The sequence below is a fragment of the Massilia suwonensis genome (assembly GCF_042655665.1).
Lineage (GTDB): Bacteria > Pseudomonadota > Gammaproteobacteria > Burkholderiales > Burkholderiaceae_D > Telluria > Telluria suwonensis.
The window spans coordinates 1,715,661-1,741,737 of the sequence record NZ_JBHSMR010000013.1 but is presented as its reverse complement, the minus strand read 5'-3'; the positions used below and the strand labels follow the sequence as shown (position 1 = coordinate 1,741,737).

At 64.8% G+C, this 26,077-nt stretch carries 26 protein-coding genes; 9 read left to right on the top strand and 17 right to left on the bottom strand.

What is annotated here, in order from left to right; all coding sequences use genetic code 11:
• Positions 1 to 4: 4 nt before the first annotated feature.
• Together ACFPQ5_RS15880 and ACFPQ5_RS15875 are read right to left on the bottom strand one after the other, a co-directional pair.
• A complete protein-coding gene (locus tag ACFPQ5_RS15880; protein ID WP_379757605.1) occupies positions 5 to 1,165 on the bottom strand; it encodes a GGDEF domain-containing protein in 1,161 nt (386 codons plus the stop codon).
• A 166-nt stretch (positions 1,166 to 1,331) separates the two neighbouring features.
• Positions 1,332 to 2,126, bottom strand: coding sequence for an MBL fold metallo-hydrolase (locus ACFPQ5_RS15875; RefSeq protein ID WP_379757600.1), 795 nt, complete (start codon positions 2,124 to 2,126; stop codon positions 1,332 to 1,334).
• 94 nt (positions 2,127 to 2,220) lie between these two features.
• Between ACFPQ5_RS15875 and ACFPQ5_RS15870 the strand changes: the two genes are divergently transcribed.
• The gene (locus tag ACFPQ5_RS15870; RefSeq protein ID WP_379757597.1) at positions 2,221 to 3,198 is read left to right on the top strand and encodes a GlxA family transcriptional regulator; all 978 of its coding nucleotides are present in this window, start codon (positions 2,221 to 2,223) and stop codon (positions 3,196 to 3,198) included.
• Between the two features lie 9 nt (positions 3,199 to 3,207).
• Here the strand turns inward: ACFPQ5_RS15870 and ACFPQ5_RS15865 are convergent, their stop codons facing one another.
• The 5 genes from ACFPQ5_RS15865 to ACFPQ5_RS15845 form a co-directional block, all read right to left on the bottom strand.
• A complete protein-coding gene (locus tag ACFPQ5_RS15865; protein ID WP_379757594.1) occupies positions 3,208 to 3,522 on the bottom strand; it encodes a Dabb family protein in 315 nt (104 codons plus the stop codon).
• A gap of 63 nt (positions 3,523 to 3,585) precedes the next feature.
• Entirely contained in the window at positions 3,586 to 5,265 is a 1,680-nt protein-coding gene (locus ACFPQ5_RS15860) for an AMP-binding protein (RefSeq protein ID WP_379757591.1), read from the bottom strand.
• A 72-nt stretch (positions 5,266 to 5,337) separates the two neighbouring features.
• Positions 5,338 to 5,643 carry a hypothetical protein gene (locus ACFPQ5_RS15855; protein WP_379757588.1) on the bottom strand — a complete coding sequence of 102 codons (306 nt, stop codon included), beginning with the start codon at positions 5,641 to 5,643 and terminating at the stop codon, positions 5,338 to 5,340.
• 214 nt (positions 5,644 to 5,857) lie between these two features.
• Positions 5,858 to 6,295, bottom strand: a complete 438-nt coding sequence (hepT, locus tag ACFPQ5_RS15850) for a type VII toxin-antitoxin system HepT family RNase toxin (RefSeq protein ID WP_379757585.1) — start codon at positions 6,293 to 6,295, stop codon at positions 5,858 to 5,860.
• Positions 6,296 to 6,305: 10 nt separating this feature from the next.
• On the bottom strand, positions 6,306 to 7,544 hold the full coding sequence (locus ACFPQ5_RS15845) for a putative Na+/H+ antiporter (RefSeq protein WP_379757582.1): 1,239 nt from the start codon (positions 7,542 to 7,544) through the stop codon (positions 6,306 to 6,308).
• A gap of 242 nt (positions 7,545 to 7,786) precedes the next feature.
• Here ACFPQ5_RS15845 and imuA point away from each other — a divergent pair, with 242 nt between their 5' ends.
• Together imuA and ACFPQ5_RS15835 are read left to right on the top strand one after the other, a co-directional pair.
• Complete coding sequence (gene imuA / locus ACFPQ5_RS15840; RefSeq protein ID WP_379757579.1) at positions 7,787 to 8,494, top strand: translesion DNA synthesis-associated protein ImuA; 708 nt, start codon at positions 7,787 to 7,789, stop codon at positions 8,492 to 8,494.
• On the top strand, positions 8,424 to 9,905 hold the full coding sequence (locus tag ACFPQ5_RS15835) for a Y-family DNA polymerase (protein WP_379757576.1): 1,482 nt from the start codon (positions 8,424 to 8,426) through the stop codon (positions 9,903 to 9,905). Before imuA ends, ACFPQ5_RS15835 begins: the two co-directional genes overlap by 71 nt.
• 13 nt (positions 9,906 to 9,918) lie before the next feature.
• On the opposite strand, the gene ACFPQ5_RS15830 is transcribed toward ACFPQ5_RS15835, so the two are convergent.
• From ACFPQ5_RS15830 to ACFPQ5_RS15800, 7 genes are all read right to left on the bottom strand, one after another.
• Positions 9,919 to 10,797, bottom strand: coding sequence for a hypothetical protein (locus tag ACFPQ5_RS15830; protein WP_379757573.1), 879 nt, complete (start codon positions 10,795 to 10,797; stop codon positions 9,919 to 9,921).
• A gap of 142 nt (positions 10,798 to 10,939) precedes the next feature.
• On the bottom strand, positions 10,940 to 11,278 hold the full coding sequence (locus ACFPQ5_RS15825) for a copper-binding protein (protein ID WP_379757570.1): 339 nt from the start codon (positions 11,276 to 11,278) through the stop codon (positions 10,940 to 10,942).
• Between the two features lie 12 nt (positions 11,279 to 11,290).
• Complete coding sequence (locus ACFPQ5_RS15820; RefSeq protein WP_379757566.1) at positions 11,291 to 11,734, bottom strand: DUF411 domain-containing protein; 444 nt, start codon at positions 11,732 to 11,734, stop codon at positions 11,291 to 11,293.
• Between the two features lie 21 nt (positions 11,735 to 11,755).
• Entirely contained in the window at positions 11,756 to 13,135 is a 1,380-nt protein-coding gene (locus tag ACFPQ5_RS15815; RefSeq protein ID WP_379757563.1) for a multicopper oxidase family protein, read from the bottom strand.
• 15 nt (positions 13,136 to 13,150) lie between these two features.
• Positions 13,151 to 14,569: a TolC family protein gene (locus ACFPQ5_RS15810; RefSeq protein ID WP_379757560.1), complete on the bottom strand. Its 1,419-nt coding sequence runs from the start codon at positions 14,567 to 14,569 to the stop codon at positions 13,151 to 13,153.
• Positions 14,566 to 14,874, bottom strand: a complete 309-nt coding sequence (locus ACFPQ5_RS15805) for a hypothetical protein (RefSeq protein ID WP_379757557.1) — start codon at positions 14,872 to 14,874, stop codon at positions 14,566 to 14,568. Before ACFPQ5_RS15805 ends, ACFPQ5_RS15810 begins: the two co-directional genes overlap by 4 nt.
• Before the next feature lie 100 nt (positions 14,875 to 14,974).
• Positions 14,975 to 15,427, bottom strand: coding sequence for a hypothetical protein (locus tag ACFPQ5_RS15800; protein ID WP_379757554.1), 453 nt, complete (start codon positions 15,425 to 15,427; stop codon positions 14,975 to 14,977).
• Between the two features lie 112 nt (positions 15,428 to 15,539).
• Between ACFPQ5_RS15800 and ACFPQ5_RS15795 the strand changes: the two genes are divergently transcribed.
• Complete coding sequence (locus ACFPQ5_RS15795; protein ID WP_379757551.1) at positions 15,540 to 16,304, top strand: alpha/beta hydrolase family protein; 765 nt, start codon at positions 15,540 to 15,542, stop codon at positions 16,302 to 16,304.
• Between the two features lie 98 nt (positions 16,305 to 16,402).
• Here ACFPQ5_RS15795 and ACFPQ5_RS15790 read toward each other — a convergent pair whose 3' ends face one another.
• Both ACFPQ5_RS15790 and ACFPQ5_RS15785 read right to left on the bottom strand, forming a co-directional pair.
• Complete coding sequence (locus ACFPQ5_RS15790; RefSeq protein WP_379757548.1) at positions 16,403 to 16,750, bottom strand: hypothetical protein; 348 nt, start codon at positions 16,748 to 16,750, stop codon at positions 16,403 to 16,405.
• 36 nt (positions 16,751 to 16,786) lie between these two features.
• The gene (locus ACFPQ5_RS15785; protein ID WP_379757545.1) at positions 16,787 to 18,688 is read right to left on the bottom strand and encodes a M61 family metallopeptidase; all 1,902 of its coding nucleotides are present in this window, start codon (positions 18,686 to 18,688) and stop codon (positions 16,787 to 16,789) included.
• A gap of 228 nt (positions 18,689 to 18,916) precedes the next feature.
• Between ACFPQ5_RS15785 and ACFPQ5_RS15780 the strand changes: the two genes are divergently transcribed.
• The 4 genes from ACFPQ5_RS15780 to ACFPQ5_RS15765 all read left to right on the top strand — a co-directional run bounded on the left by ACFPQ5_RS15780 (position 18,917) and on the right by ACFPQ5_RS15765 (position 23,228).
• Complete coding sequence (locus ACFPQ5_RS15780) at positions 18,917 to 19,381, top strand: Hsp20 family protein (RefSeq protein ID WP_379757542.1); 465 nt, start codon at positions 18,917 to 18,919, stop codon at positions 19,379 to 19,381.
• A gap of 302 nt (positions 19,382 to 19,683) precedes the next feature.
• Positions 19,684 to 21,201: a Do family serine endopeptidase gene (locus tag ACFPQ5_RS15775; protein WP_379757539.1), complete on the top strand. Its 1,518-nt coding sequence runs from the start codon at positions 19,684 to 19,686 to the stop codon at positions 21,199 to 21,201.
• Positions 21,202 to 21,246: 45 nt separating this feature from the next.
• Positions 21,247 to 21,909: a response regulator gene (locus ACFPQ5_RS15770; protein WP_379760133.1), complete on the top strand. Its 663-nt coding sequence runs from the start codon at positions 21,247 to 21,249 to the stop codon at positions 21,907 to 21,909.
• Positions 21,906 to 23,228 (top strand): ATP-binding protein, encoded by a 1,323-nt coding sequence (locus tag ACFPQ5_RS15765; protein WP_379757536.1) that lies wholly within the window; start codon positions 21,906 to 21,908, stop codon positions 23,226 to 23,228. The genes ACFPQ5_RS15770 and ACFPQ5_RS15765 overlap by 4 nt, the downstream gene beginning before the upstream one ends.
• A 133-nt stretch (positions 23,229 to 23,361) precedes the next feature.
• On the opposite strand, the gene ACFPQ5_RS15760 is transcribed toward ACFPQ5_RS15765, so the two are convergent.
• Positions 23,362 to 24,333 carry a Bug family tripartite tricarboxylate transporter substrate binding protein gene (locus ACFPQ5_RS15760; protein WP_379757533.1) on the bottom strand — a complete coding sequence of 324 codons (972 nt, stop codon included), beginning with the start codon at positions 24,331 to 24,333 and terminating at the stop codon, positions 23,362 to 23,364.
• Positions 24,334 to 24,554: 221 nt separating this feature from the next.
• On the opposite strand from ACFPQ5_RS15760, the gene ACFPQ5_RS15755 reads away from it, so the two are divergent.
• The gene (locus tag ACFPQ5_RS15755; RefSeq protein WP_379757530.1) at positions 24,555 to 26,033 is read left to right on the top strand and encodes an alanine/glycine:cation symporter family protein; all 1,479 of its coding nucleotides are present in this window, start codon (positions 24,555 to 24,557) and stop codon (positions 26,031 to 26,033) included.
• The last annotated feature ends 44 nt before the right edge of the window (positions 26,034 to 26,077 follow it).

The window sequence follows — 26,077 nt, the reverse complement described above, 5'->3', positions numbered from 1 at the left end:
AGGCTTATACGCTATCGGCGCATACGGGCATGGGCGTATGCGAGCGCACCTGGTTGCGCCCTTCGTTCTTGGCAAGGTAGACGGCGGCATCGGCTGCGGCAAACAGCGCATGGATGCTTTGCCCTTTTTCCATTGTGGCGACACCGATGGACACGGTTGCCTGTATGCGTGGCTTGTTCAGCAGGGGCGATTGGGCAACACCCTTGCGAATCCGCTCGCCGACTTCCAAGGCCGTGGCCAGGGAGGTTTCCGGCAGGACGACGACGAATTCCTCTCCGCCGAAGCGCGCGCAAAAATCGGCCGAACGGAGGAATTCCCTCAGCCTTTGCGCAAAGGCGCGCAAGACGTCGTCGCCCACCATGTGGCCGAATTCATCGTTGATGTTCTTGAAGAAGTCGATGTCGAGCATCAGGATCGAGAAAGGCTTGCCGGAGGCGGTATGCCGCTCCACCTGCTGCTTGAGGACGTCGTCGAGCGCGCGGCGGTTCCAGTGCCCGGTCAGCGCGTCGGTGGCGGCATCGAGCTCGACCTTCTGCAGCGCCGTACGCAATTGTGCCGCGAGCGAGGAATTCGCATGCTGCAGGCGGATGCCTTCCAGCAGGCGTTTCGAGATCGCACCCGTGTAGTAGGCGGTGAGCCCGATGAAAACGCCCAGGCCGATAACATAATCGAGCGCCCGCTGGCTGTCGAGGCCGTGCAATAGTCCGATAACCGATACGACCCACAGGATGCCGATCTGCCCGTAATAGGCGACCACGTAGGTCCCATAGACCTGTGCATTGACGGAGGTGACGCCGCACAGCAGCGCCATCAGGGTCGCGTCGAGTACAGGGTCGTACCCGATCAGGAACCAGGTGAGTACACCCCATCCAAAACCGTCCAGTCCGGCGATCCAGCGCAGCTGGGGACGATGGATCGGCAGTTGCGAACCGCTGACGATCATGCGCTGCAGCACCCACAGGCTGCCGGCCCAGACCGTGAAGGCGGCTGCCAGCCACAGCACGATGGATTGGGTGGGGACACGGCCCCAGCAGAACCAGACGGCCAGCAGCCATCCGATCGGCGTGGTGCTCAGTGCACGCCGAAGCGCAATCGCGCATTCCGAAAAGCCCGTTGCACGCGCAATGGAGACGTCGGATTCGGTAGGGGATGGAGTGGTGGTCACGAGTATCGCGTATTGACGAGGCGAATGATCCGGAACAGGAAAACAGCTTGAAAGAATTTCATTATCTTCTCAGGCCAGGAGAAAGATGTCTAGAAGAAATATGTAATTCTCGCTAACTGCCTTTTGTTGCCCGTAAACATGTTGCCTTAAGATCCATCTTTACGCATCAGAACCGGTATGCCTGCCCATCCTCCGGCACCAGCACCCGCGCCGCATCCAGGCCTTGCTCGGCGACGTAATCCAGCAGCTCGCGGCGCGACTGCATCATGTGGTTGAAAGCTTCCATGTGGACGCCGATCACGGTGGCGCCCGGCGCCGCCCGGTATGCGCGGCCGAGATCTTCCTTGCCCATGATGATCGATCCTTCGAAGCCGGCGATCTGGGCGTAGCCCGTATTGAGGACGATGAGCCCGGGCTGGTAGTCGGCGATGGCGGCGTCCACGTCCGGCGTCCAGACCGTGTCGCCGGCGATGTAGACCGTCCGATGGCCTGGTCGCTGCAGCACGACGCCGACCGTCTCGCCCAGGAAACTGCCGACCATGGCCATGTGGGTCTCGCTGCCGTGCTGTCCCTTTACCGGACTCAGGCGTACACCCTGGAATTCAGTGCCGGCGCCGATCACGCGCACGTCGGTAAAACCGCTGTTGCGGATGTCGGCGGCATCGTTGGCATTTTGCGCGAACAGGGGAATGTCCTTGGGCAGCGCGGCGATTGCCGCCGCATCCCAGTGGTCCGGGTGGATGTGGGTGACGATCACGGCGTCGGCCTGGACGATGTCCGCGGTGGACAGCGGCAGCTCGACCGTCGGGTTGCGCAGGTGGCTGTTGACCGTGCCCGGGAAGCCGGGGAAGCTGTCCTTCGGCGCCAGCATCGGGTCGACCAGGAAGGTGGTGTCGCCGAAGCTGAGCTTGATGGTGGCGTTGCGGATCAGCTGGAAGCCAACCGTGGATGCGTGCGTCATGATGATGTCCTCTGTGGTGAAAGTGGAATCATTTTCTGCCCGACAGCTCATCGGCAACAGTGGCCCGATGGTCAATGTTCGATATAATCGGGCCATGGATCAACCCGCCCAGCGCATCGCCGTCATCGCCTTCGAGGGCATGACGCCATTTCACCTGTCCGTTCCCTGCCTGGTCTTCGGCACGAGCGTCGACGACGGCCCGCCGCCCTTCGAGGTCGTGGTCTGCGCGGCTGAAGGCAAGCCCTTGCGCACCTCCGCTGGCTTTGCGATTGCGGTCGAGCGCGACCTGTCCGCCATCGACGAGGCCGACATCGTCCTCATGCCGGCCTGGCATGAGGACTGCCGGCGCGCGCCGCCCGAACTGATCGCCCATTTGCAGCGTGCCCATGCACGCGGCGCGCGCATGGTGGGCCTGTGCCTGGGCGCCTTTCCGGTGGCGCAGGCCGGGCTGCTGGACGGCAAGCGCGCGACGACGCATTGGGAACTGGCGCACGTGCTTGCCAGGTTCTATCCGAAGGTGAAGGTCGACCGCGAGGTGCTGTACGTGGACGAGGGCAAGGTGCTGACTTCGGGCGGGATGGCGGCGGGGCTGGATTGTTGCCTGCACCTGCTGCGCGAACTGCGCGGGGCCGAGCTGGCCAACCGCGTGGCGCGGCGGCTATTGATCGCGCCGCATCGCCAGGGCGGCCAGGCCCAGTTCATCGAGCAGCCGCTGCCCTCGACGCCGAGCGAAGGACGTTTTGCGGAAGTGCTGAACTGGGTGCTGCACCACCTGGCCCAGCCACACAGCATCGATGCGCTGGCCGAACGCGCCGCCATGAGCCGGCGTAATTTCACGCGTCACTTCCGCCAGGCGACGGGCACTTCGTTCAAGCAATGGCTGCTCAGCCAGCGCCTGGCCCAGGCCCAGCGCATGCTGGAGTGCACGAACGCGGCGATCGAGGTCGTGGCGGGCGAGGCCGGCTTCGGCACCGCGCTGTCGCTACGCCAGCATTTTCGGGCCAACCTGCATACTTCGCCGTCCGATTACCGCAAGCAGTTTCGTGCGGGGCAGGGGAATGCGCGCGTGTGAACGGCGTGCTTACTTCGCCCAGTAATCGACCACCAGCGAACGCGCGAGGCAGGCGCCCAGTGTGGACACGAAAGCCGTGTGCGCCGGATGGTCCAGGTAGACGTCGCGGTCTTCGTTGCGCGCGAAGGTCAGCGTGAAGCAGTGCGTGAAGCTGTCGTTCAGGCCTTCCGGGCTGACGTTCGTCCCCCATTCGTAGGAAACGATGCCGGGAATGGCTTGGGGCAGAGCGGAGAAATCGCGAACGACGGACTCGATCTGTTCGGCGGTGGCTTCGTCCTTGAAGGCGAACAGGACGACGTGGCGCAGGGAAGTGGGAGCGGTCATGGTGAACGAGGATGGATGAGATGGCCGATCTTACACGGCCTGTCTCCACATCCGCCGCACGTTTTATTCCGCCAATCCCAGCTCCGTCGTCACCTGCTGCCGCAACAGATACTTCTGTATCTTGCCCGTCACCGTCATCGGAAAACCGGCAACGAAACGGATATGGCGCGGCACCTTGTAATGCGCGATCTGTCCCTTGCAGAAATCGCGGATCTCGTCCTCGTTCGCTTCCATGCCCGGCCGCAGCACGATGCAGGCGCACAGCTCCTCGCCATACTTCGCATCCGGCACGCCCACGCACTGGACGTCGAGGATTTTCGGGTGCTTGTACAGGAATTCCTCGATCTCGCGCGGATAGATGTTTTCGCCGCCGCGAATGACCATGTCCTTGGCGCGGCCGACGATGGTGGCGAAACCCTGTTCGTCGATCACGGCCAGGTCGCCCGTATGCATCCAGCGCGCGGCGTCGATCGTCTCGCGGGTTTTCTCTTCGTCGCCCCAGTAACCGAGCATCACGGAATAGCCGCGCGTGAGCAATTCTCCTTTCACGCCGCGCGGCACGATCTTGCCGTCGGCATCGACGATTTTCACTTCCAGGTGCGGATGCACACGGCCGATGGTGGCCACGCGCAGCGGCACCGGGTCGTCGGTCGAACTCTGGAAACTCACCGGCGAGGTTTCCGTCATGCCGTAGGCGATCGTGATCTCGCCCAGGTGCATCTTGCTGATCACGCGGCTCATCACTTCGGCCGGGCAGGGCGAGCCGGCCATGATGCCCGTTCGCAGCGTCGACAAATCGTACTGGGCGAAATCCGGATGGTCGAGCAGGGTGATGAACATGGTCGGCACGCCATGCAGGCCGGTGCAGCGTTCGGCCTGCACGGTGGCCAGCACCGATTGCGGCTCGAAACTTTCGCCCGGGAAGACCATGGTCGCGCCATGCGTCACACAGGCCAGGTTGCCGAGCACCATGCCGAAGCAGTGATACAGCGGGACCGGGATGCAGAGCCGGTCGCGGCTCGTCAGCTTCATCGCCTCGCCGACGAAGAAGCCGTTGTTCAGGATATTGTGGTGGGTCAGCGTCGCGCCTTTCGGGGCACCGGTCGTGCCCGAGGTGAACTGGATGTTGACCGGTTCGTCGAACTGCAATTGCGCTTCGATGCGCGCCAGGTCGTCCAGGCGCCCGTCGCCGCTTGGGACCAGCACGTCGTCGAAGTTGAACATGCCCGGCGTCTTCTCGGCACCGAGCCGGATCACGTGGCGCAGGTGCGGCAGGCGTGCCGATTGCAGCTTGCCTGGCTCGCTATTGCGCAGCTCCGGCACCACGTCGCCCAGGATCGCCAGGTAGTCGCTCGACTTGAAGGCGGGCGACAGGATCAAAGCCGCGCACTGCACCTTGTCGAGCACGTATTCGAGTTCGGAGCGGCGGTAGGCCGGATTGATGTTGACCATCACCAGGCCGGCGCGCGCGGTGGCAAATTGCACCAGCACCCATTCGGCGCAGTTCTGCGACCAGATGCCGATGCGGTCGCCCGGCTGCAGGCCCAGCGCGAGCAGGCCCGCCGCCAGCCGGCTCACGCGCGCATCGAATTCCGTATAGGTCCAGCGCACGTCCTGGTGCGGCACGACCAGTGCCTCGTTGTCGCCGTACTGCCGCACGATCTTCGACAGGAAGGGCCCGATCGTGTCGCCGATCAGGGGGAGGTCATGTGCTCCGTGTACGTAGCTCAGGTTCTGCTGCATGTGGTCTCCATGTTTCATGCGCCGGCCTTGCTCCTCTTCGAAGCGGCCCGGTGTCTCGTGATGTTGCGTCCCTCAGGATGACGTGGCTTGCAGGCGCTGGACGCCGGCGCCGATCCAGATGACCGTACCCAGGATCGACAGCGGCGTCAGGAACAAGAGCGGCACGGTCAGTTCCGGATGCCTTGCCGCGGCCCAGGCGCAGCCGGCATTCACGCAGACGGGGAGTAACAGGCGGGCCGCGGCGTAACGGTTGATGCGCGCGGTACTCGGCGCCGTGTCGTAATCGACAAAGTTCAGCAGCCTGCGATCGGCTGCGGTGGTGAGCAGGATAACCAGTCCAAACAGAATCAGTGCAATGACCAGAAAGACTTCCGACATGTGCCTTCTCCAGTTAAACGACGTGCCAGTTTCATCGGCCCCGTGGCCCAATGCCAGTCAACGATGCGTCAATCTTTTGTAGGGTGGGCACTCCGTGCCCACGCGGTACGACGCATGCAGGTCGACATGTCGCCTCGGTTGCAAGCGTTTGCAATCTTGCAGACGTTGCAGTGTGCGACTGTACGACCGCGTGGGCACTCCGTGCCCACCCTACTTACTCCGGCCGCCCCATGTCCGGCCGTTGCGCCACGCCCGCCAGCAGGGCCTGGTTGTAGGCCGCGAAATCGTCCAGCCCGCGCTTGATGATCGTGACCAGGGCCGGCAGCGGCGCGGCCTGGTAGTCCCATTCGGCGCGGCAGAATTCACCGGTGCGCTTCAGGTCTTCGCCCAGGGCGGCGTCGATCCAGCCATTGTCCGCCAATATACTGATGACCTCGCGTTCGTCGAAAGGTTCGCCCAGTTCGGCCATGGCGATCACGTAATCTCCCATTTCGACGGCCGCTTCCCAGGCGCGGATCACGTTCAGCGTGGCCGCATCCTGGCGCGTCAGGTCGCCGACAAAAGTGGTCGGGTCCTTTTCGTATTCTTCGCGCGCGCGCCGGCAGCAGCGTTCGATGGTGGCGGTCTTGCCGGTCAATACGGTGTCGTCCATATGTTCTCCTCTAGATCAGGAACAGGATAGCGGCGACGATCGTCGGTCCCAGCGCGCCGCCCAGCAGGCCCAGGGCGCCGATCGATTCGTCTTCGAAGCCGTTGCGCAGCAGCGCGGCGCCGGCCGGATTCGGCGCGTTGGCGATCACGGTCAGGCCGCCGCCGGCCACCGCACCCGCCACCAGCATGTATTTCGCATGCTCGGACAGGCCGGCGATCAGCGAGCCGAGATAGGTCAATGCCGCATTGTCCGTGATCGCGGTCAGGCCGAGCGCACCAAAGAACAGGGCGGTCGGCGCGAGGCTGGACACGATCGGCTGCAGCCACCATTGCTGCATGCCGCCCAGCACCACGAGACCGGCCAGGAAAAAGCCGACCAGCAAGCCTTCCTTCAGGATCAGGGGATCCTGGTGGCGCTGGTAGGCCTGGGTAAAGCCCAGGAACAGGAGAAACAGGCCAAGGAAGAGCACCGGGTGGTGCGCCAGCAGCACCACCGCGGCCAGGAAGGCCAGGTGGATCAGCGACACCTTGAAGGGCACCGCCTGGCTTTCCTCGACGGCGAGCGGCGCCAGGTGCTTGCGCAGCAGCAGGGTGACGACGCTGGCATTGATGAGCACGGCCAGGGCCGCGCGCCAGCCGAAGTGGGTCAGCATGTAGGCGCTGTCCCAGCCCCAGGTCGAGGCCACCATCAGCACCGGCGGCGCGGCGTAGGCGGTGAGGGTGCCGCCGATCGAGACGTTCACGAACAGCACGCCCAGCGCGCCGTATTTCAGCGGCTCCGGAATGCCCGGGCGGAAGACCTGGGGCGCGAGCATCAGGGCGGCCAGCGTCATCGCGGCCGGTTCCGTGATCAGGGAACCGGCGAGCGGCACCAGGGCCAGGCCGAGCCAGGCGAGCGCGACTTCGGTGCGCACCGGCACCAGGCGCGCGATGGTGGCCAGCAGCGCGCGCACGGCATCGAGGATGGGCTTCGAGGCGGCGATCACCATCACGGTGAACACGAACAGGGGCTCGGTGTAGTGGCGCGACTCGACATAGTCGATCGCACTGTCGCTGCCCGCGATCAGGGCCATCGCCACGACCAGGATGAAGGCCCAGAAGCCGAACACGACCTCGACTTCGCCCAGCAGGTGGAACAGGCCTTCATGGCGCGGATGGCGGTCGGCCAGGATCTCGAAACCCTTGGCGGCGAAGGTGTGGACGAGGGCGCAGGCGAAGAGGATGGCGCCGACCAGCTGGATCGTGGTCATGGGCGGCGTCCTGGGTAAGGTGAGAAAACGGTCATTGTCAGGCGAATAATGAATGAAGGCCCATTATTTCACCTTTTGATGCAGACCGGAGGGTCTGGAAAGGCGAGTTCGCTTCAAGACGCAGTCTTGAGCCTACACAAGCACAAGGTTAAATCCGGTGTTTTCAAGTTATACATATCTTGCCAAAAGCTGAACGACCAAGTACTGTATATCCATCCAGTACTTTTGCATTACCCATCATCATGTCTTGCTCACAACACCTTGCTGCGCCGGAAGATTTGCACCCGTCCTTGTGGCGCGCTTCCCAGTTGGCGCATGCGAATACGCGTTGCGTGGACACTGGCCATCCGGCCTTGTCGAAGCAATTGCCCGGCGGCGGCTGGCCAACCGGCACCCTGGTCGACCTGCTGCTGCAACAGCCCGGCATCGGAGAAATGCGCCTGCTGCGCCCCGCATTGGCCGCGGCCGCCTCGCGCCGCATCGTGCTGCTGCAGCCGCCCCATCCGCCGCAGGCGCTGGCCCTGGCCGCGCTCGGCGTGCCGCCGTCCCAGCTCATCTGGCTGCGCGCCAACCGCGGGGCCGACGCCCTGTGGGCGGCCGAGCAGGTGCTGCGCAGCGGCAGTTGCGGGGCGCTGCTGTTCTGGGCCAACCATGCGCGCGGCGAAAGCCTGCGCCGCCTGCACCTGGCGGCCCAGTGCGGAGAGACCCTGTTCTTCATGATGCGCCCGCTGGCCAGCGCCCAGGATGCCTCGCCGGCGCCGCTGCGCCTGTCCCTGCGGCCCGCCGCCGGCGGCCTCGACATCGGTTTCATCAAACGCCGGGGACCGCAGCGCGACGCGCCGCTGTTCCTTCCACTCACTCCTTCTCTGCTCCAACGCCATGCGACTGTGGATCGGCCTGTACCTGCCCAAGTTACCGCTCGAGGTGTTCAGCCCGAACTGGTCAACTGACAGCGGCTGCGTCGTGCTCGAGGGCGAGCGGGTGCTGGCCGCCTCGCCCCTCGCGCGCGCCGCCGGCATCAAGAACGGCATGCGCCGCGGCGGCGTGTTGATGCTCATGCCCGAGGCGCGCATCGTCGAACGCTCGCCCGAGCGCGAGGCGGAAAGCCTGCATGCGGTGGCGATGGCGCTGCTGCAATACACGCCGCAAGTGACGCTGGCCGAGGAATCGACCTTGTTGATCGACATCGGCGCCAGCCTGCGCCTGTTCGGCGGCATCCGCGCCCTGTGCCGGCGCGTGCGCGCCAGCCTGCGCGCGCTCGGCTTCTCCGGCTACCTCAGTTGCGCCCCCACCGCGCGCGGCAGCTGGATGCTGGCGCGCCAGCGCGCCGGCCGGGTGCTCACCATCGAATCGCTCTCACGCCGCCTCGACCGCCTGCCGAGCACGCTGCCGCCGCCGGCGCGGCCCTACGCCGGCTGGTTCGAGGGCATCGGCTGCTTCGACATCGGCGCCATGCGGCGATTGCCGCGCCCCGGCCTGCAGCGCCGCTGCGGCCGCGCGCTGCTCGACGTGCTCGATGCCGCCTACGGCATGCTGCCGGAATTGTTCGAATGGATCGAAGCGCCCACGGTTTTTCACGCAAAAATCGAACTCTTCGATCGCCTCGAGAACGCCGAGGAGTGCCTGCAGGGCGCCGAGCGCCTGGTCCAGCAGCTGACCGGCTGGCTCTGTGCGCATCAACTGGCCGTCGAGCGCATCACGCTGCTGCTCGAACACGAGCGGGGCAGGGTGGCGCGCCCAGCAACAAAGGTCGAGATCGCGCTGGGCGAACCGACCTGGCGCGACGAGCACCTGGTGCGCCTGCTGCGCGAACGCCTGGCGAAAACCGTGCTCGACGCGCCCGTCATTGCCCTCGCGCTGGAAGCCGCCCAGCTGCAGCCGATGGCGCCGCCGAGCGAGTCGCTGTTTCCCGAACCCGGCGGCAGCGAGGAAGACCGGGTGCGCATGCTGGAACTGCTGGTGGCGCGCCTGGGCCCTGACAACGTGTTACAGGCGCTGCCCCAGGCCGACTACCGGCCCGAGGTCGCCAACACCTGGGTGCCGGTGCAGCAGAAGGTGCGCGAATCGGTCCGCGCCGCGCAGATGCCGGCCGACGTGCACAGCCTGCCGCGCCCGACCTGGATCCTGGCCAAGCCGATCGCCTTATTGATGCGCAATCACCGGCCGTTTTACGGCTCGCCTTTAAAAATGGCGTCGACGCCGGAGCGCATCGAAGCCGGCTGGTGGAGCCAATCGCAGACGCGCGATTATTTCATCGCCGAAGGGCAGGACCATACGCTGTACTGGGTGTATCGCGAGCGCATCGTGGGGGCTGGGGAAGATGCGGATCCGAGGTGGTATTTGCATGGCTTGTTTGGGTAAAGGCCCAAGCCGATCAGGGACGCGACGGCGCCACGGTTTCGGCCGGCGCCTCCAAGGATGTGCGGCTGTAGTGCCGCCACAGGAAGAGAAGCGCCCCCGCCGGAATCGGGAAGCTCATCGTCCAGGGGCCAACCCATCCGGATCGCATGACGCCCCAGCCAAGCAAGTTCAGTCTGAACACCTGAAAAGCCCATTCGCCCGTCGTCCAGTTCAAGTTGAATGCCGAGAGCGTGACCAAGGTGCAAAGTGCCCAGAGCCATTTACGCTTGAGTCCTTTTGTGCGCAGACAGATGACGAGTGCATACACCGCGAGCGCAGCCGAGACGAGCGTCATCAGCAGGAAAACATAATGGACGAAGGTTTTGCCTTGCAGGGTAAATGCATTGGTTTTCGCCAGTGAAGCAGCGAGCGAGTCCACATGGAACCCAACAATCCGAAAATTGCCCGGCTCGCCGGATAATGCGGCGGAAACGAGCAGCCACCTGGAGGATGGATATTCGTATTCGAAAGCGACATTCGCAGTCCGCTCGCTTGTTCCCTGGCCGGAAAAACTGACTTTGCTCTGGAAGTTCCACAGTACCGGTAACTTTTTGACTGGGGCTTCCTTGGGCACGAGCGCATGCATCTGCTGCAGGGCCTGGCGCGCGTCCGCTTGCGTCAAACGCTGGTCGAATGCCGCTTCGATGCCTGGATAGTTTTGCCTGACCAGGCTGTCGAACATCGTCTGCAGATATTTTGCCTCTGCCGTCTCATCGAACTCTTTATCGGAAACGGGAATGCCGCAGCCCTGCAGCAGCAATGCGATAAGGAGCACCGGGAATACGTTGAATATGCCAACCCGATGAAGGACCTGGGTCTTGAAGAACGCCTTGGCGGCAAGAAGAGTGTGCATTCGACCGAATGGTAAAGTTGCTCGATTGTAAATAAATGATCATGTCATACAGACGAGCAAAGATCAATCTCGCATTACCGGCCGTTTGCTTGTTCGGGTGAGCCGGATTGCCCGGCCCACTCCATGCACTCCCGTTGCCCGCTTACTGCATTTTTTGCAGCTGGACGACGACAATCGCGCCATCGACGCGATCGGCCGAAAAGCTGACCTTGTCGCCCACCTTGATCTGGTCGAGCATGGCGCTGTCCCTGGTGCGGAAAACCATCGTCATCGCCCCCATGTTGAGGTTCGCGATCTCGCCGTGGCGCAGCGTGATCTTGCCGGTCTCCCGGTCGATCTTTTTCACTTCGCCGTCGACGACCGCCAGCGCGGCTGCCTGCTGCACCGCAGGGGCATCGTTGCCGGCGTGCTCCTGCGCGGAAGCGCCTGCCACGGCACCAGCCATGGCGAGGGCGAGAGCGAATCTGGACATCGTAGTCATGTCGGCTCCTTTTCAGTTGTAATGCTTGTACACCGTGGTGTGGCCGTCCGGGTGCACCAGCAGCACGTCGTACGGATCCTTGCGTGGTCCTTCCATGCCCGGAGAACCGAGCGGCATGGCCGGCACCGCCAGTCCTTTCGCCTTCGGTTTTTCCTTCAGCAGGCGCTTGATCTCGCTGGCCGGCACATGGCCTTCGATCGCATAGCCGCCGACCATGCCCGTGTGGCAGGACCCCAGCTGGTCCGGGATGCCGCCGCGTTTGCGGTACTCGGACGGGTCGTCGACATTTTTCACGCGCGGCGTGAAGCCGTTCGCCTTCAGGTGCTCCACCCAGCCTTCGCAGCAGCCGCAGAACTCGCTCTTGAAGACGTCGATGACGGGCGCCGCGGCCATTGCGGCAAGCGGGATGCACAGGCTCATGGCCAGTGCGGTACGGGAAACGATTTGTCGGATCATGATGGCTCCTCGGATGAATGCTCAGTGATGGCCTTTGTGGCCGGTTGGTTTGCGAACGGTGACCTCGATTGACGCCTTGGCGTCGGGTTTGCCAACGCTGTCGTGACGCACCGCGCTTGGGGACGCGCCCGTCCATTCGTAGGCCACGGTGCCGGGTGGATGCTTGTACCAGCCCGGGTCTTTGTAGTCGCCCGGCTTCTGGTCCTTGCGCACTTTGACGACGGTGAACATGCCGCCCATCTCGATGCCGCCGAAGGGGCCCTGGCCGGTCATCATCGGCAGCGTGTTGTCGGGAAGCGGCATTTCCATGTCGCCCATCGAGCCGCCCCTGTCGCCCATGACCATGTAGTCCGGCACCAGTTTGGCGATCTTCTCGGCGACGCCACGGTGGTCGACGCCGATCATGTTCGGCACCTGGTGGCCCATCGCGTTCATGGTGTGATGCGACTTGTGGCAGTGGAAGGCCCAGTCGCCCGGCGCGTCGGCGACGAACTCGATGGCGCGCATCTGGCCGACGGCGACGTCGGTGCTGACTTCGGGCCAGCGCGACTCCGGCCGGGTCCAGCCGCCATCGGTGCCGGTGACCTCGAACTCGTGGCCGTGCAGGTGGATCGGGTGGTTCGTCATCGTCAGGTTGCCGGCGCGGATGCGCACGCGGTCGCCCTGGCGCACGTTCATCGAATCGATGCCGGGGAAGGCGCGGCTGTTGAAGGTCCACAAATTAAAATCGGTCATCTCGTTGACGCGCGGCGTGTAGCTGCCCGGCTCGATGTCGTAGGCGTTCAGCAGGAACACGAAGTCGCGGTCCACGGCATGCTGGGCCGGGTTCTTCGGATGCGTGACCCAGAAGCCCATCATGCCCATCGCCATCTGCACCATCTCATCCGCGTGCGGGTGGTACATGAAGGTGCCGGGGCGGCGCGCGACGAACTCGTAGACGAAGGTCTTGCCGGGCATGATGGGCGGCTGGTTCAGGCCGGTGACGCCGTCCATGCCGTTCGGCAGGCGCTGGCCATGCCAGTGGATGCTGGTCTGCTCGGGCAGGCGGTTGGTCACGAATATGCGTACGCGGTCGCCCTCGACCACTTCGATCGTCGGCCCCGGACTCTGGCCGTTGTAGCCCCACAGGTTGGCTTTCATGCCGGGCGCGATCTCGCGCACGACCGGTTCGGCGATCAGGTGGAATTCCTTGACGCCATTGTTCATGCGCCAGGGCAGGGACCAGCCGTTCAGCGTGACCACCGGGTTGTAGGGGCGGCCGGTGGGCGGCGGTGGCGGCGGCTGCGTCGCTGCGCTGTTCATGAGGGGCGCTTCGGGCAGGGTGGCGGCGCCGGCGCGGCTGACCAGGCCGGCGCCGACCAGGGCGGCAGCGCCGGTGAAGAAGTCTCGACGGGAACTCATTGTTGCAATCCTTGATTAATGTTCGGCGGCAGTTTCGGCGGCGGTGGCGGGGGCGCCGGCCATGCCGGCTGTCGCGCCGCCGCTGCCGTTGATGGCGGCCTGCAGGTCGGTGTCGGCGAACCAGTAATCGCGCTGCGCTTCGATGGCGGCATTCACGCCGCTGATTTGCGCGCGGGCGTCGGCCAGCAGCTCGAACACGCTCATGAGCATGCCGTTGTAGCGCAGCAGGGTCTCTTCCGAGATCTTTTTACGAAGCGGCACGATCTCGTCCCGGTAGTGCCGCGCCACGTCGTAGCTCGTGCGGTAGGCGGAATAGGCTTCGCGTACCTGGGAGCGTGCGGTGATGGCGGTATCGGCGGCACGGTGCACGGACTGCATGTAGATCGACTCGGCTTTTGCTGTGCGCGCGCCGCCCCAGTCGAACAGCGGCAGCACAAGCTCGATCTCGTAGCCGTTCTCGCGCGGCGCGCCGGATTTGCTTGAATTGGCGTAGCCGGCGTCGAGCACGTTGACGAAGCCGGTGGCCTGGCTCAAACCCAGCGCGCGCGCCGTGGCTTGCGCATCGCGCTTCGCCAGCTGGACGTCCAGACGCTGCTGCATCGCCAGCGCTTCGATGTTGCCCGGCTCGCGCGGCGCGTTCGGCAGCTCGGGCAGGCGGGCGGGCAGCTGGAAAGCCGTTTGACTGCCCCAGAGACCCATCAGGCGAATCAGCCGTTCGCGCGCCGCGGTGGCGTTGTGGCGGGCACGGGCCAGCTGGGTGAGCGCTTCGGCGGAAAAGGCCTGCTCGCGCGCCTGGTCCAGCGCGCTCAGGTTGCCGACCTTCGCCATGCGCGCTGCCAGCTCGGCGCTCGCTTGCGCGGCTTCGCGCACCTGCTCCGCGTAGCTGGCCGACTGCGCGGCCGCCACGGCATTGAACCAGGCCTTGCGGGTGTCGGCCGCGAGCCGGACGGCGCTCGTTGCCGCGGCCAGCTTGGCGCCTTCGAAGCGGCGCGCCTCGATGTCGCGGCGGATCGGGATGCTCAGGAGGCCGACGAGATCGAACATGACGCTGCGTTCGATCTCGGTCTCGCCGCCGCCGGACAGACGGCTGAAGCCGACACTCGGATTACGCATCCGGCCCGCCTGCACCAGCTCGGCTTCGGCCACGCCGAGCGCGGCGAGCGAGGCGCGCAGGCCGCGGTTGTTCAGCAGCGCGATGCGTACCGCGTCGTCGGCCGAGAGCGGGGAGTGCGCCAGTCGTGCGAGTTCTTCGCCGGCCGGGTCGGTGTCGGCGGCCTGCGGCAGGCGCAGGTCCTGGCCGATACGCTCGGCCGTCATGGCGGACACCGCATCGAGGCCGCCGTCCTTCGAGAAGGTGGCGCATCCGCTCAAGGCCAGTGCCAGGACCACGGCGGCGATCGTGCGCAGCGGCGGGAAAGAGGACCGTGTCGTCATCGTGGCTTCCCTGCCTGGTGGTGTGCGCCGTGATCGACAGGAGCCGGCTGGCGCGCTGGCGCTGCCTGGTGCGCCGCCTGACTGGAGGCAGGCGCCACGGCCTCGTTCGCAGCGCGCCAGAGCTTGTCCGGCGTCGGCGCGCCGCCCTGCGGCGCGGGAGGCGTGATGACCGATTCGTAGACGATCGGCGTGACAGGCGCGGCCGGATCGGCAGGATCGGGCGTGCGCGGGGATTGCTGGGCCAGCGCACCGAGGGGCACGGCCAGGAGGGCGCCGATGAGGGCGGCCCGGGATTTCTGATGCATGATCAGTCCTCGAAATCGGCAAGGGCGCGAGCAGGTGCACGCGTGCAGGCGCAAGAGGCGTTACCGGGCGTACAAGCGCCGCGGCAGGCTCCTGCTTCGATCAGGAGACGTGAGGCCGGGGAGGGCGTTGCAGCCCGTCCGGAATGAAGCCCGGAACGAGGGCCGCCGGGGAGATCAGGAAGGCGTCGGTGCCGTCGAATGACGGCACGGCCAGGAAGGCCGAGGGCGGCGCCGCCGCGCCGATGCAGAGCATCGAGCAGGCGCTGCAGGATGAATGGGTTTGCTGCTCCGCCTTGTCATGCGCGGCATGCTTGCTTGCATCTGCTGCGCCGGCATCGCTCGCCTGCGCGCCGTGATGCGCATGCATGCCGGCGTCCACATTGTGCCGCATATCGTGATGCATGCCGTGATGAGACGCGGCGACAGTTTCGACCTGCTGGCTGAGCTGGCGCTGACCCGGCACGCAGGACATCCCGACGCTGGCAGCCATCGCATGCAGCGGTAGTATGGCCATCAGCAGCCAGACCAGGAATGTCTTGATCGAACGGTTCATAGGTGCGCCGAGTATAGCATGGCGGTTTTTGGCCTGAACACAGCCGTTGCGCTTCTTGCACAGTGTCCTGATACGGTGCAGAGTAAGGCCTTCATTGCAACAGAAAGACAACATGTTCACAGAACGCGTCGAGTTCCAGGGACCCCACGGCAAACTCGCAGCCAAGCTCGATATGCCGGACAGCACGCCGCGCGCCTACGGTGTCTTCGCCCACTGCTTTACGTGCAGCAAGGACGTGCTGGCGGCGAACCGCATCTCGCAAGGCCTGGCCGAGCGCGGCGTCGGCATGCTGCGCTTCGATTTCGCAGGACTCGGCGCCAGCCACGGCGACTTTGCGGACACGAATTTTTCTTCGAATGTGGAAGACCTGGTGGCCGCAAGCGCTTTCCTGCGCGAGAAATTCGCGGCGCCGCGCTTGCTGGTCGGACACAGCATGGGCGGCACCGCCGTGCTGGCGGCGGCGCACCGGATTCCCGAATCGAAGGCCGTGGTGACGATCGCCTCGCCCAGCAATCCGCATTATGTCGTGAATGCCTTGCTGTCCGAACACCTCGATACGATTGCCCAGCTGGGTGAAGCGCGCGTGAAACTGGCGGGGCGCGATTTCAATATCCGCCAGCAGTTCGTCGAGGATGCGGCCGGGCACGAACTGGCCGAGCGGATCGCGCAGCTGAACCGCGCGCTGCTGGTGATGCATGCGCCGAACGACGATACGGTGGAGGTGGCGAATGCGTTGCGGATCTTTGAGCTGGCTTCCTACCCGAAGAGTTTTGTGTCGCTCGACGGGATGGATCACCTGGTGACGGCGAGGGAAGACGCGGCGCAGGTGGCGGCGATGATCGCGGCGTGGAGTGGGCGGTATATCGACGGTATTTGAACGGTAACGCGGGCATATGGTGGGCACGGGGCGCCCACCCTACCCTGGTCGACCGTAGGGTGGGCGCCCCGTGCCCACCACACCAGCGTCAACCAGGTTTATTCGTCGAACTCTTCCGCCAGATTCCTCCACCCGCGGCTCTTGGCAAACGGCGCAAATTCCTCCGGCGCCTCGAGCACGATCAGCTTGCGCTCCTGCAGACCCGGATCGCTGAGGCCGAAGTCCGGGCCACGATAGCCGAGTGCGCGCAGGCGGTCGATGATGGCCTTCACGAGGACCTTGTCCTGGTGCAGGCCGGCGTCGATGGGCGCGGCGAAGTCCACGTACACGTCGATGATCCCGTAACCCTCGTCGAAAATGCGGATCGCCTTGACGTCGTGGGAACGGCCGGTGCTGTCCACGGCCTTGAACGGGCCGGACAGTTCAATGTCGGTATCGGTAGTCATGGCGGCAGCATACCACCGCCATGATTTTCGGGATTTTTACTTTACGGCCTTGTAGATCGCTTCCAACCGATCCGGCGTGCCATTGATGCGTTCCAGGCGCGGATAGCGCAGGCCGCCGTGGTAGTCGAGCGAGATGGTGCGCAGGTTGTTGCCCTTCCTGACCAGCAGTTCGATCGGCGCCTTGCTGTCCTTCGACGCCTTCACGGCCGCCTTCAGCACTTCCGGCTTGAACACCTTGTTGTTCACCGCGACGATGGTCGTGTTGCCCGCCAGGCCGGCGCGGAAGCCGACGCCGTCCCACTGCACGTTGCTCACGCCGCCATCGGCGCGCACCGAGAAGCCCAGCGAATAGCTGAAGTCGGCCGACTTGCTGCGGTCCTCGGCAGACTTGATGTAATCGGTCGGGGTGTCGGTGTAGACCAGCTTCCAGCCGGCGCGCTGCAGGCCGTCGAGCGGGGCGCCCGGGCCGTGGCCGTCCAGGCGCGTGCGCAGGAAGGGCGCCCAGTCGAACTTCTGCACCTTGTTCAAGGCCGCGACCACGTCCTCGAAGGTGTAGAAGGCGGGAAGCATGCTGCCGTCGTTGATGCCGTAGAAGGCGCGCGCGAAATCGTCGAGCGAGCGCTTGTCACCGGACAGTTCGCGGATCCTGGTGTCGACGTCGAGCCAGATCAGCGCGCCTTCCGAATAATAATCCTCGCCGCGCTGCCAGTTGCTCCAGCCGAGGGCGCGGCGGGCGATGACGATCGGGTCGTTCACCGTGTCCTGCATTGCGCGCCATGCGCGACCCTGCACGTTGTCGTAACGCGCGGCAGTCGCCGCCAGCGCATCGCGCGCGCCGGCTTGCGAGACCAGGCCGGAACGCGCGCCCAGCACGCCGCCCCAGTACTGGGTCTGGCCTTCGTAGACCCAGAGCAGCTCGTTCTGCAGCGGGGTATTGAAGTTCGGGACGTTCTGGCCGGCCGGGCGGCGGAACTTGCCGTTCCACGAGTGGGTGTACTCGTGCGGCAGCAGGTCGCGGCCCGCTTCCCCACGCGCCCACTCGGTGAAGTAGCCCGGCTTGACGCCGTTCTCGCTCGATTGATGGTGTTCGCGGCCGATGCCGCCGAAGTCGTCCGACAGGGCCAGCAGGAAGTCGTAATGATCGTAGTGGTGCGAACCGAAGAGCTTCTTGGCTTGCGTGACCATCGCGCGGTGGGCGGCGATCTGCTCCGGCTTGGCTTCCAGGCTCTCGGCGTTATCCGCCACGACGTTCAGCGAGACGCGCACCTTGGCGCCCGGATCGAGGTCGAACTGCTTGAAGTGGCGGCCTGCGAACAGGGGCGAATCGATCAGGGTTTCCAGGTCGTGCGCCTTGAACTGCACCTCGTCGCCGGTACGCGTGGCCGTCTCCAGCGCCGTGCCGTACTGCCAGCCTGCCGGCAGCTTCAGCGAAGGCTGCACCGTGATGCGGCGCGCCACATAGCCGGCCGGGTAGAGCGTCACCGACGGCCACTGCAGGCCGAGGATGTCTTCGGTCAGGACGACGCGGCCCTGGCTCGGATCGAGCGGCGACAGGAACTGGTATTCCGCTTCCAGGGTGGTCACGCCTTCAGGGATATTCACATGGAAGGCGAAGACCTCGACCGGGTCGCGCGTCCACTCCACCGGTTTGCCGTTGGCCGTGAACTTCAGGCCGGCCAGCTGCGTCAGCGGACCGCTCGGACCGTGGTTCGCCGGCAGCCATTGCGGATACAGGAAAGTCATCGGACCAGGCTTGACCGGCACCGTCATGTGCATGCGGAAGATCTGCTGCGTGAGGTTGGTCGCATCGACTTTCAGGACGATGGTGCCGGGGTAGGGCTGGTCGACCGGGGCGGGAACGGCGGCGTGTGCGGGGAAGGCCAGTGCGAGTGCAAGAGCAAGGCCGGAAGCGGTCTTTGCAACGAAGGAAGAGGTCATCTTGTAGTCGGTTCAAGGGACAAAACCGGACGAGTGTAGCACGCAGGAGTTATCAAAAAAGCTGCTACATACTCTGAAACAAGAGTGCAAATAAAATTTGCAAAACGGCTTAAAAATCCGTATTTCGTATCCCTTGAAAATGGCTTGGCATGGCATTAGATTGGTCCCAACGGATGCTCACGATGAGGTCCGTCAACTTATCGCTTAACTTTTACAAGGATATTTATCATGCGTACTTTTGATCTCGCACCCCTGTACCGTTCCGCCATCGGCTTCGACCGCCTGGCCAGCCTGCTCGAGCAACGCGCCGAATCGCAGCCGAGCTATCCGCCGTATAACGTCGAACTGCTCGCCGAAGACAAGTACCGCATCGTGATGGCCCTGGCCGGCTTCACCCGCGATGAAGTGGAAATCGTCTCCGAGCGCGACACCCTGCACGTGACCGGCCGCAAGCAGAAGGACGCCACCGAGCGCACTTACCTGCACCGCGGTATCGCCGCCCGCGACTTCGAACAGCGCTTCCAGCTGGCGAACCACGTGAAGGTCACCACCGCGTCCTTCGACAACGGCATGCTGACCATCGACCTGGTGCGCGAAGTGCCTGAAGCACTCAAGCCGCGCAAGATCCAGATCGGCGACGCGAATGGCACCGTCGACAATGTTCAGCAAATCGAACAGCGTCAGGCAGCCTAAGACGGGCACGATGTAAGGTAGTACAGTAGTAGCGAAAAGGGTGCCCGCGGTTAGGGTGCCCTTTTTCACGTCCGGAGCCGGACAATTTTGTCCGAACACGTAGGGTGGGCGCTCCGTGCCCACCGCACGCATGCATCGTGTCTGCGCATCGATGGTGGGCACGGGGCGCCCACCCTACGCGAAACATCGCATGTCTTCAGCTTCCCTTAAGGCAGAGCTTAAGCATGTTCTAAGACGAATCGGCGACACTAATCATCATCGATACACCGTATCAGCCAACCCTTTCATCCAGGAGCACGTCCATGCAAACCGAAGGTGCAGTCACCGCCATCACCGCAAAACGTCTCACGCTGGCGCTGTGCGCAGCGGGCGTTATCGGCGGGGCGGTCGGAGCGATTACCGTCAACCATAACAATGCCACCGCCCAGAGCGCGCCAGCCGTCGCTGCAGCGCCCGCACCTGTCACCGCTCCACCGGTAGCGGCAGGCGCGCCGGCCGCCACCGTCACGCTGCCCGACTTCACCCGCATCGCCGCCCAGAACGGCAAGGCGGTCGTGAACATCCGCGTCGTCGGCAGCACCAAGACCGGCGCGCGCGGCGGTCCGCAGATCGATCCGAACGATCCTTTCTATGAATTCTTCCGACGCTTCCAGGGCCCGCAATATCCGCGCGGCGGAGGCGAGGTTCCCGTTATTGGCGCCGGATCGGGCTTTATTGTAAGCCCGGACGGCGTCATCCTGACAAATGCGCACGTGGTGCAGGGCGCCAACGAAGTCACGGTCAAGCTGCAGGATCGCCGCGAGTACCGCGCGAAAGTCCTCGGCTCCGATCCCGCGACCGACGTGGCGGTGCTGAAGATCGATGCGAAAAACCTGCCGACCGTCCCGCTCGGGAATGCGCGCTCGCTGCAGACCGGCGAATGGGTGCTGGCGATCGGTTCGCCCTACGGCCTGGAGTCGACCGTGACGGCCGGCGTGGTGAGCGCCACCGGCCGCAACCTGGGTAACGAAAGCCAGGTCCAGTTCATCCAGACCGACGTCGCCGTCAACCCCGGCAACTCGGGCGGCCCGCTGCTCAACACCCGCGGCGAAGTGGTCGGCATCAACTCGCAGATCTACAGCCAGACCGGCGGCTACCAGGGCCTGTCCTTCGCGATTCCGATCGACGTCGCAGCGCGCATCAAGGACCAGATCATCGCCACCGGCAAGGTCCAGCACGCGAAACTCGGCATCTCGATCCAGGACGTGAACCAGGGCTTCGCCGATTCGTTCAATCTGGCTTCGCCCGAAGGCGCCTTGATCGCCAACGTGGAACGCGGCAGCGCCGCCGAACGCGCCGGCCTGAAGGCGGGCGACGTGGTGCGCAAGGTGAACGGCCAGGCCATCATCGGCTCGGGCGACCTGCCGGGCATGCTGGCGGTCTCCAAGCCGGGCGACAAGGTCGCGCTCGACGTCTGGCGCGACGGCAAGATCGTGCGCCTGAACGCGACCCTGGCGAACGCCAGCGACAAGGCCGCACCAGGCGAGCGCGAGGAGGTGGCCGGCATCGACAAGGGCGCCAAGCTGGGCCTGGCCCTGCGTCCGCTCGACCCGACCGAACGGCGCCAGAGCGGCATCGCCTCCGGCCTCCTGATCGAGGATGCGGGCGGTCCGGCGATCGCGGCCGGCGTGCAGCCGGGCGACGTGCTGCTGTCGGTGAACGGCAAGCCCGTCTCCACCGTCGAGCAGGTGCGCGACATGGTCGGCAAATCCACGAAGTCCGTGGCCTTGCTGATCCAGCGAGGGAATGACAGAATCTTCATTCCGGTGCGGATTGGCTAAGACGCCTTTGCCAGCGCAGCCGGATCAGACAACGAGAGGTAAGTGATGCGGCTGCTCCTGGTGGAAGACGATACGATGATCGGCGAAGTGGTGCTCGACCTGCTGAGGGCCGAGCACTATGCCGTCGACTGGGTGAAGGACGGCGAAATGGCCGACACCGCCCTGATGCAGAACCAGAACTACGACCTGGTGCTGCTCGACCTGGGCCTGCCCCGAAAAGACGGCCTCGACGTGCTGCGGTCCATGCGCACCCGCAAGGACCGCACCCCGGTACTGGTCGCCACCGCGCGCGACTCGGTTGCCCAGCGCATCGCGGGTCTCGACGCCGGCGCCGACGACTACGTTTTAAAACCCTACGACCTCGACGAACTGCTGGCGCGCATCCGTGCGCTGCTGCGGCGTGCCGCCGGGCGCGCCGAACCCGTCTTCGAATACAAGAACATCTCGATCAATCCCGCGACCCGCGAAACCCTGGTCGACGGCGAACCGGTCTCGCTGTCGGCGCGCGAATGGGCGGTGCTGGAAGCCCTGGTCTCGCGGCCGGGCGCCGTGCTGTCGCGCGCCCAGCTCGAGGAAAAGCTGTACAGCTGGCGCGACGAGGTGAGCAGCAACGCGGTCGAGGTCTACATCCACGGCCTGCGCAAGAAGCTCGGCAGCGAACTGATTCAGAACGTGCGCGGCGTCGGCTACATGGTTCCGAAAGCATGAAGGTCACCCACTCGCTGCGCGGGCGCCTGTTGTGGTTCCTGCTGGCGGCCATCACCCTGGCGGCGCTGGCGCAAGCCTCGATCGCCTACCGCACGGCGCTGGACGACGCCGACCAGATCTTCGACTACCACATGCAGCAGATGGCCTTGTCGCTGCGTTCCAGCACGCCGCTGTCGAACACCGAAGCGAACGAGCGCGTCGAATCCGCGCCCGGCAACGACGACCTGGTTGTGCAGATGTGGTCCCCCGACGGCGTGCAGGTCTTCCACAGCGTCTCGCGCGCGCGCCTGCCGCAGCGCGCGGTGCTCGGCTTTTCCAACGTGAAGGCGAACGGTACGACTTACCGCGTGTTCTCGATCCAGACCAACAACCAGACCGTGCAGGTGGCGCAGGACCTGGCCGTGCGCCGCAACATGGCGGGTAATCTGGCCTTGCGTACGCTGGGCCCGATCGCCGTCATGATGCCGATCCTGATGCTGGTCGTGTGGTGGGTGGTCAGCGGTTCGCTCGAACCCGTGGCGCGCGTGCGCAAACAGGTGGCGCGCAGACAGGCCGACGACCTGTCGCCGGTCTCGGAAGCCGGCCTGCCGGACGAGGTGCGGCCGCTGGTGCACGAACTGAATTTGCTGTTCGGGCGCGTGCGCACCGCCTTCGACGCCCAGCAGCACTTCGTTGCCGACGCCGCCCACGAGCTGCGCACGCCATTGGCCGCGCTGCGCCTGCAGGCGCAAAGCCTGGACCGCGCCGCCGATCCGGAAGCGAGGAAGGTGGCCGTCAGCCGCCTCACCGCCGGCATCGACCGCGCCACGCGCCTGGTCGAGCAGCTCCTGGTGCTGGCGCGCCAGGAAGCCTCGGCCGCGACCGGCGCCGCGCGGCAGCAGGTCGACCTGGCCGAGCTGGCGCGGCGCACGGTGGGCGACCTGGTGGGTCTCGCGCAGGCCAAGGACGTCGACCTCGGCCTGCAGCACGCCGACGCCGCCACCATCGACGGCCAGCCCGACGCCCTGCACATCCTGCTGCGCAACCTGGTCGAGAACGGCGTGAAGTACACCCCGAACGGCGGCACGGTCGACATCGCCGTGCGCGCCGACAAGGACAGCGTGGAAGTCGTGGTCGAGGACAGCGGCCCGGGCATCCCGCCTGAGGAACGCGAGCGCGTCTTCGACCGCTTCTACCGCGTGGCGGGCAGCGAAGCGGCGGGCAGCGGCCTGGGACTGGCGATCATCAAGGCGATCGCCGAGCGGCATGGGGCGAGCCTGAAGCTCGACAAATCGGAGCGACTGGGCGGCTTGGCGGCGAGCGTACGTTTCCCGCTGTAGGGTGGGCGCCCCGTGCCCACCAAAACGATGCGCCAACGCGGCGCATGCATTTGGTGGGCACAGAGCGCCCACCCTACAAATAAAAAGGGACTGGTTTCATCCAGTCCCTTTTCATTCATATCGATGCTAAGGTTTAATCCACCGTCGCGCCGCTGTCCTTCGCCACCTTCGACCACTTGGCCGACTCGGCGTGGACGAACTTGGTGAAGTTTTCAGGCGTATCGGCCAGCATTTCCGAACCCGTCTCGGCGCGCACCTTGGCGAATTCCGGCGACTTCATGAACTTGATGGTCTCGGCATTGATCTTGTCGACCACGGCCTTCGGGGTCTTGGCCGGTGCGAACAGGCCGTACCAGGCGTAGGACTCGAGCTGAGGGATACCCAGTTCGGCGAAGGTCGGCACGTCCGGCAGCAGCGGCGAACGCTTGGCGCTGGTGATGGCGATCGGCTTCACTTTGCCGCTCTTGATGTGCGGCATGATGGCGATGGTGCTGTCGAACATGATCGGGATGTGGCCGCCCAGCAGGTCGGAAATCGCCGGCGCCGAGCCCTTGTACGGGACGTGCACCATGTCGAGCTTCTGGACGCTGTTGAACAGTTCGCCGGTCAGGTGCTGCGGCGTGCCGTTGCCCGAGGAGCCGAACGAGAACGAACCCTTCTTCGACTGGATGTAGGCCATCAGTTCCTTCAGGTTCTTGGCCGGCACCGAAGGATTCGCCACCAGCACCAGCGGCACGCGCAGCAGGTTGCTGATCGGGGTCAGGTCCTTCAGCGGATCGAAGGTCATGCCCTTGTAGACGCTCGGATTGATGACGATCGGCGCGCTCGAGGTGATGAGCAGGGTGTTGCCGTCGGCTGCGGCGCGGGTCACGGCCGCGGTACCGATGTTGCCGCCGCCGCCGGCGCGGTTATCGATGACGAAGGATTTGCCGAGCGACTCGGTCATGTGCTTGGCCCATGGGCGGGCAGCGATGTCGGACGGACCGCCCGGCGGCCATGGCACGACGACCGTGACCGTCTTGTCCGGCCAGTTCTGGGCCACGGCGCTCAGCGATACGACCGAGGCAGCGAAAGCGAGGGCGAGCGATTTGGTGAATAGCTTCATATCCGACATCCTTTGGTTGATTGTCCATCTGACCAGCAGATTTTACACGAACCAACACCCGCACAGAATACCGACACTTTTCCTCTGAGCCACACGATACATTGCCTGGAAGCCAGCGCTTCAGGTATCTTCTTGTTTTGCCTGTAAGACAATTTCATTCAGTAATGTAATTAACCGGTTCCGGTAATGCGTTACCGCGGCCAAGCCAGGGGAAGAAGTAGATGAACGAGTTAGTCAGCAGCATCAACGGCATTATCTGGAGTCCGGCCCTGATCGCCCTATGCCTGGGCGTGGGCCTGTATTTTTCGCTGCGCTCGCGCTTCCTGCAGGTGCGCCACGCGAAGGAAATGATCCGCCTGATGTTCGAGGGTAAAAGCTCGGCCCAGGGCGTCTCGTCCTTCCAGGCCTTGAGCATGACCCTGGCCGGCCGCGTCGGCACCGGCAACATCGCCGGCGTCGCCACCGCCATCACCTTCGGCGGTCCGGGCGCCATCTTCTGGATGTGGGCGGTGGCCTTCCTCGGCGCCAGCTCGGCCTTCGTGGAGTCGACCCTGGGCCAGGTCTACAAGGAACAGATCAACAAGGAATACCGCGGCGGCCCGGCCTTCTACATCGAGAAGGGCCTGGGCATGAAGTGGTACGCGCTGACCTTTGCCTTTGCCACCGTGCTCGCCACCGGCCTGCTGCTGCCGGGCGTGCAGGCCAATTCGATCGCCGAAGGCCTGCAGACGGCCGTCGGCCTCGACCGCACCGTCACCGCCGTCGGCCTGGCCCTGGTGCTCGCCTTCATCATCTTCGGCGGCGTCAAGCGCATCGCCACCTTCGCCGAAGTGGTCGTGCCCTTCATGGCGCTCGGCTACATCCTGGTCGCCGTCTTCATCATCGTGATGAACATCGAGCGCCTGCCTGAAGTCATGTCGCTGATCTTCCGCTCCGCCTTCGGCATGGATGCGGGCTTCGGCGCCATCCTGGGTCTTGCGATCCAGTGGGGCGTGAAGCGCGGCGTGTACTCGAACGAAGCGGGGCAGGGCACCGGCCCGCACGCCTCCAGCGCCGCCGAAGTGAGCCACCCGGCCAAGCAGGGCCTGGTGCAGGGCTTCTCGGTCTACATCGACACCCTGTTCGTGTGCTCGGCCACCGCTTTCATGCTGCTCATCACCGGCCAGTACAACGTCGAAGGCCCGGACGGCAAGGCCATGTTCACCGGCGTGCAGGGCGTGGCCAGCGGCCCGGGCTACGTGCAGACGGCGCTGGAAAACGTGATGCCGGGCTTCGGCGCGATCTTCGTGGCGATTGCGCTGCTGTTCTTCGCCTTCACCACCATCGTCGCCTACTACTACATCGCCGAGACCAACATCTCCTACATCGACCGCCACGCGAAATACCCGTGGCTGAAGTTCCTGCTCAAGGCAGCGATCATCGGCGCCACCGTCTACGGCACCGTCAAGACCGCGGACCTGGCCTGGGCCCTGGGCGACATCGGCGTCGGCCTGATGGCCTGGCTGAACCTGGTGGCGATCGTCCTGCTGCGTAACGTGGCCTTCAAGTGCCTGCGCGACTACGAGGCGCAGAAGGCACAGGGCAAGGATCCGCAATTCGATCCGGTGGCGCTGGGGATCAAGAATGCCGATTACTGGGAACGGCGCGTGGCCGGTGCGGGTGGAGCGAAACCGGACGAGCGCGAGAAAGTGGTCGCCTGATCGGACAAACGGCAGCTTCGGCTGCCGTTGTCGTATCGGCCGTA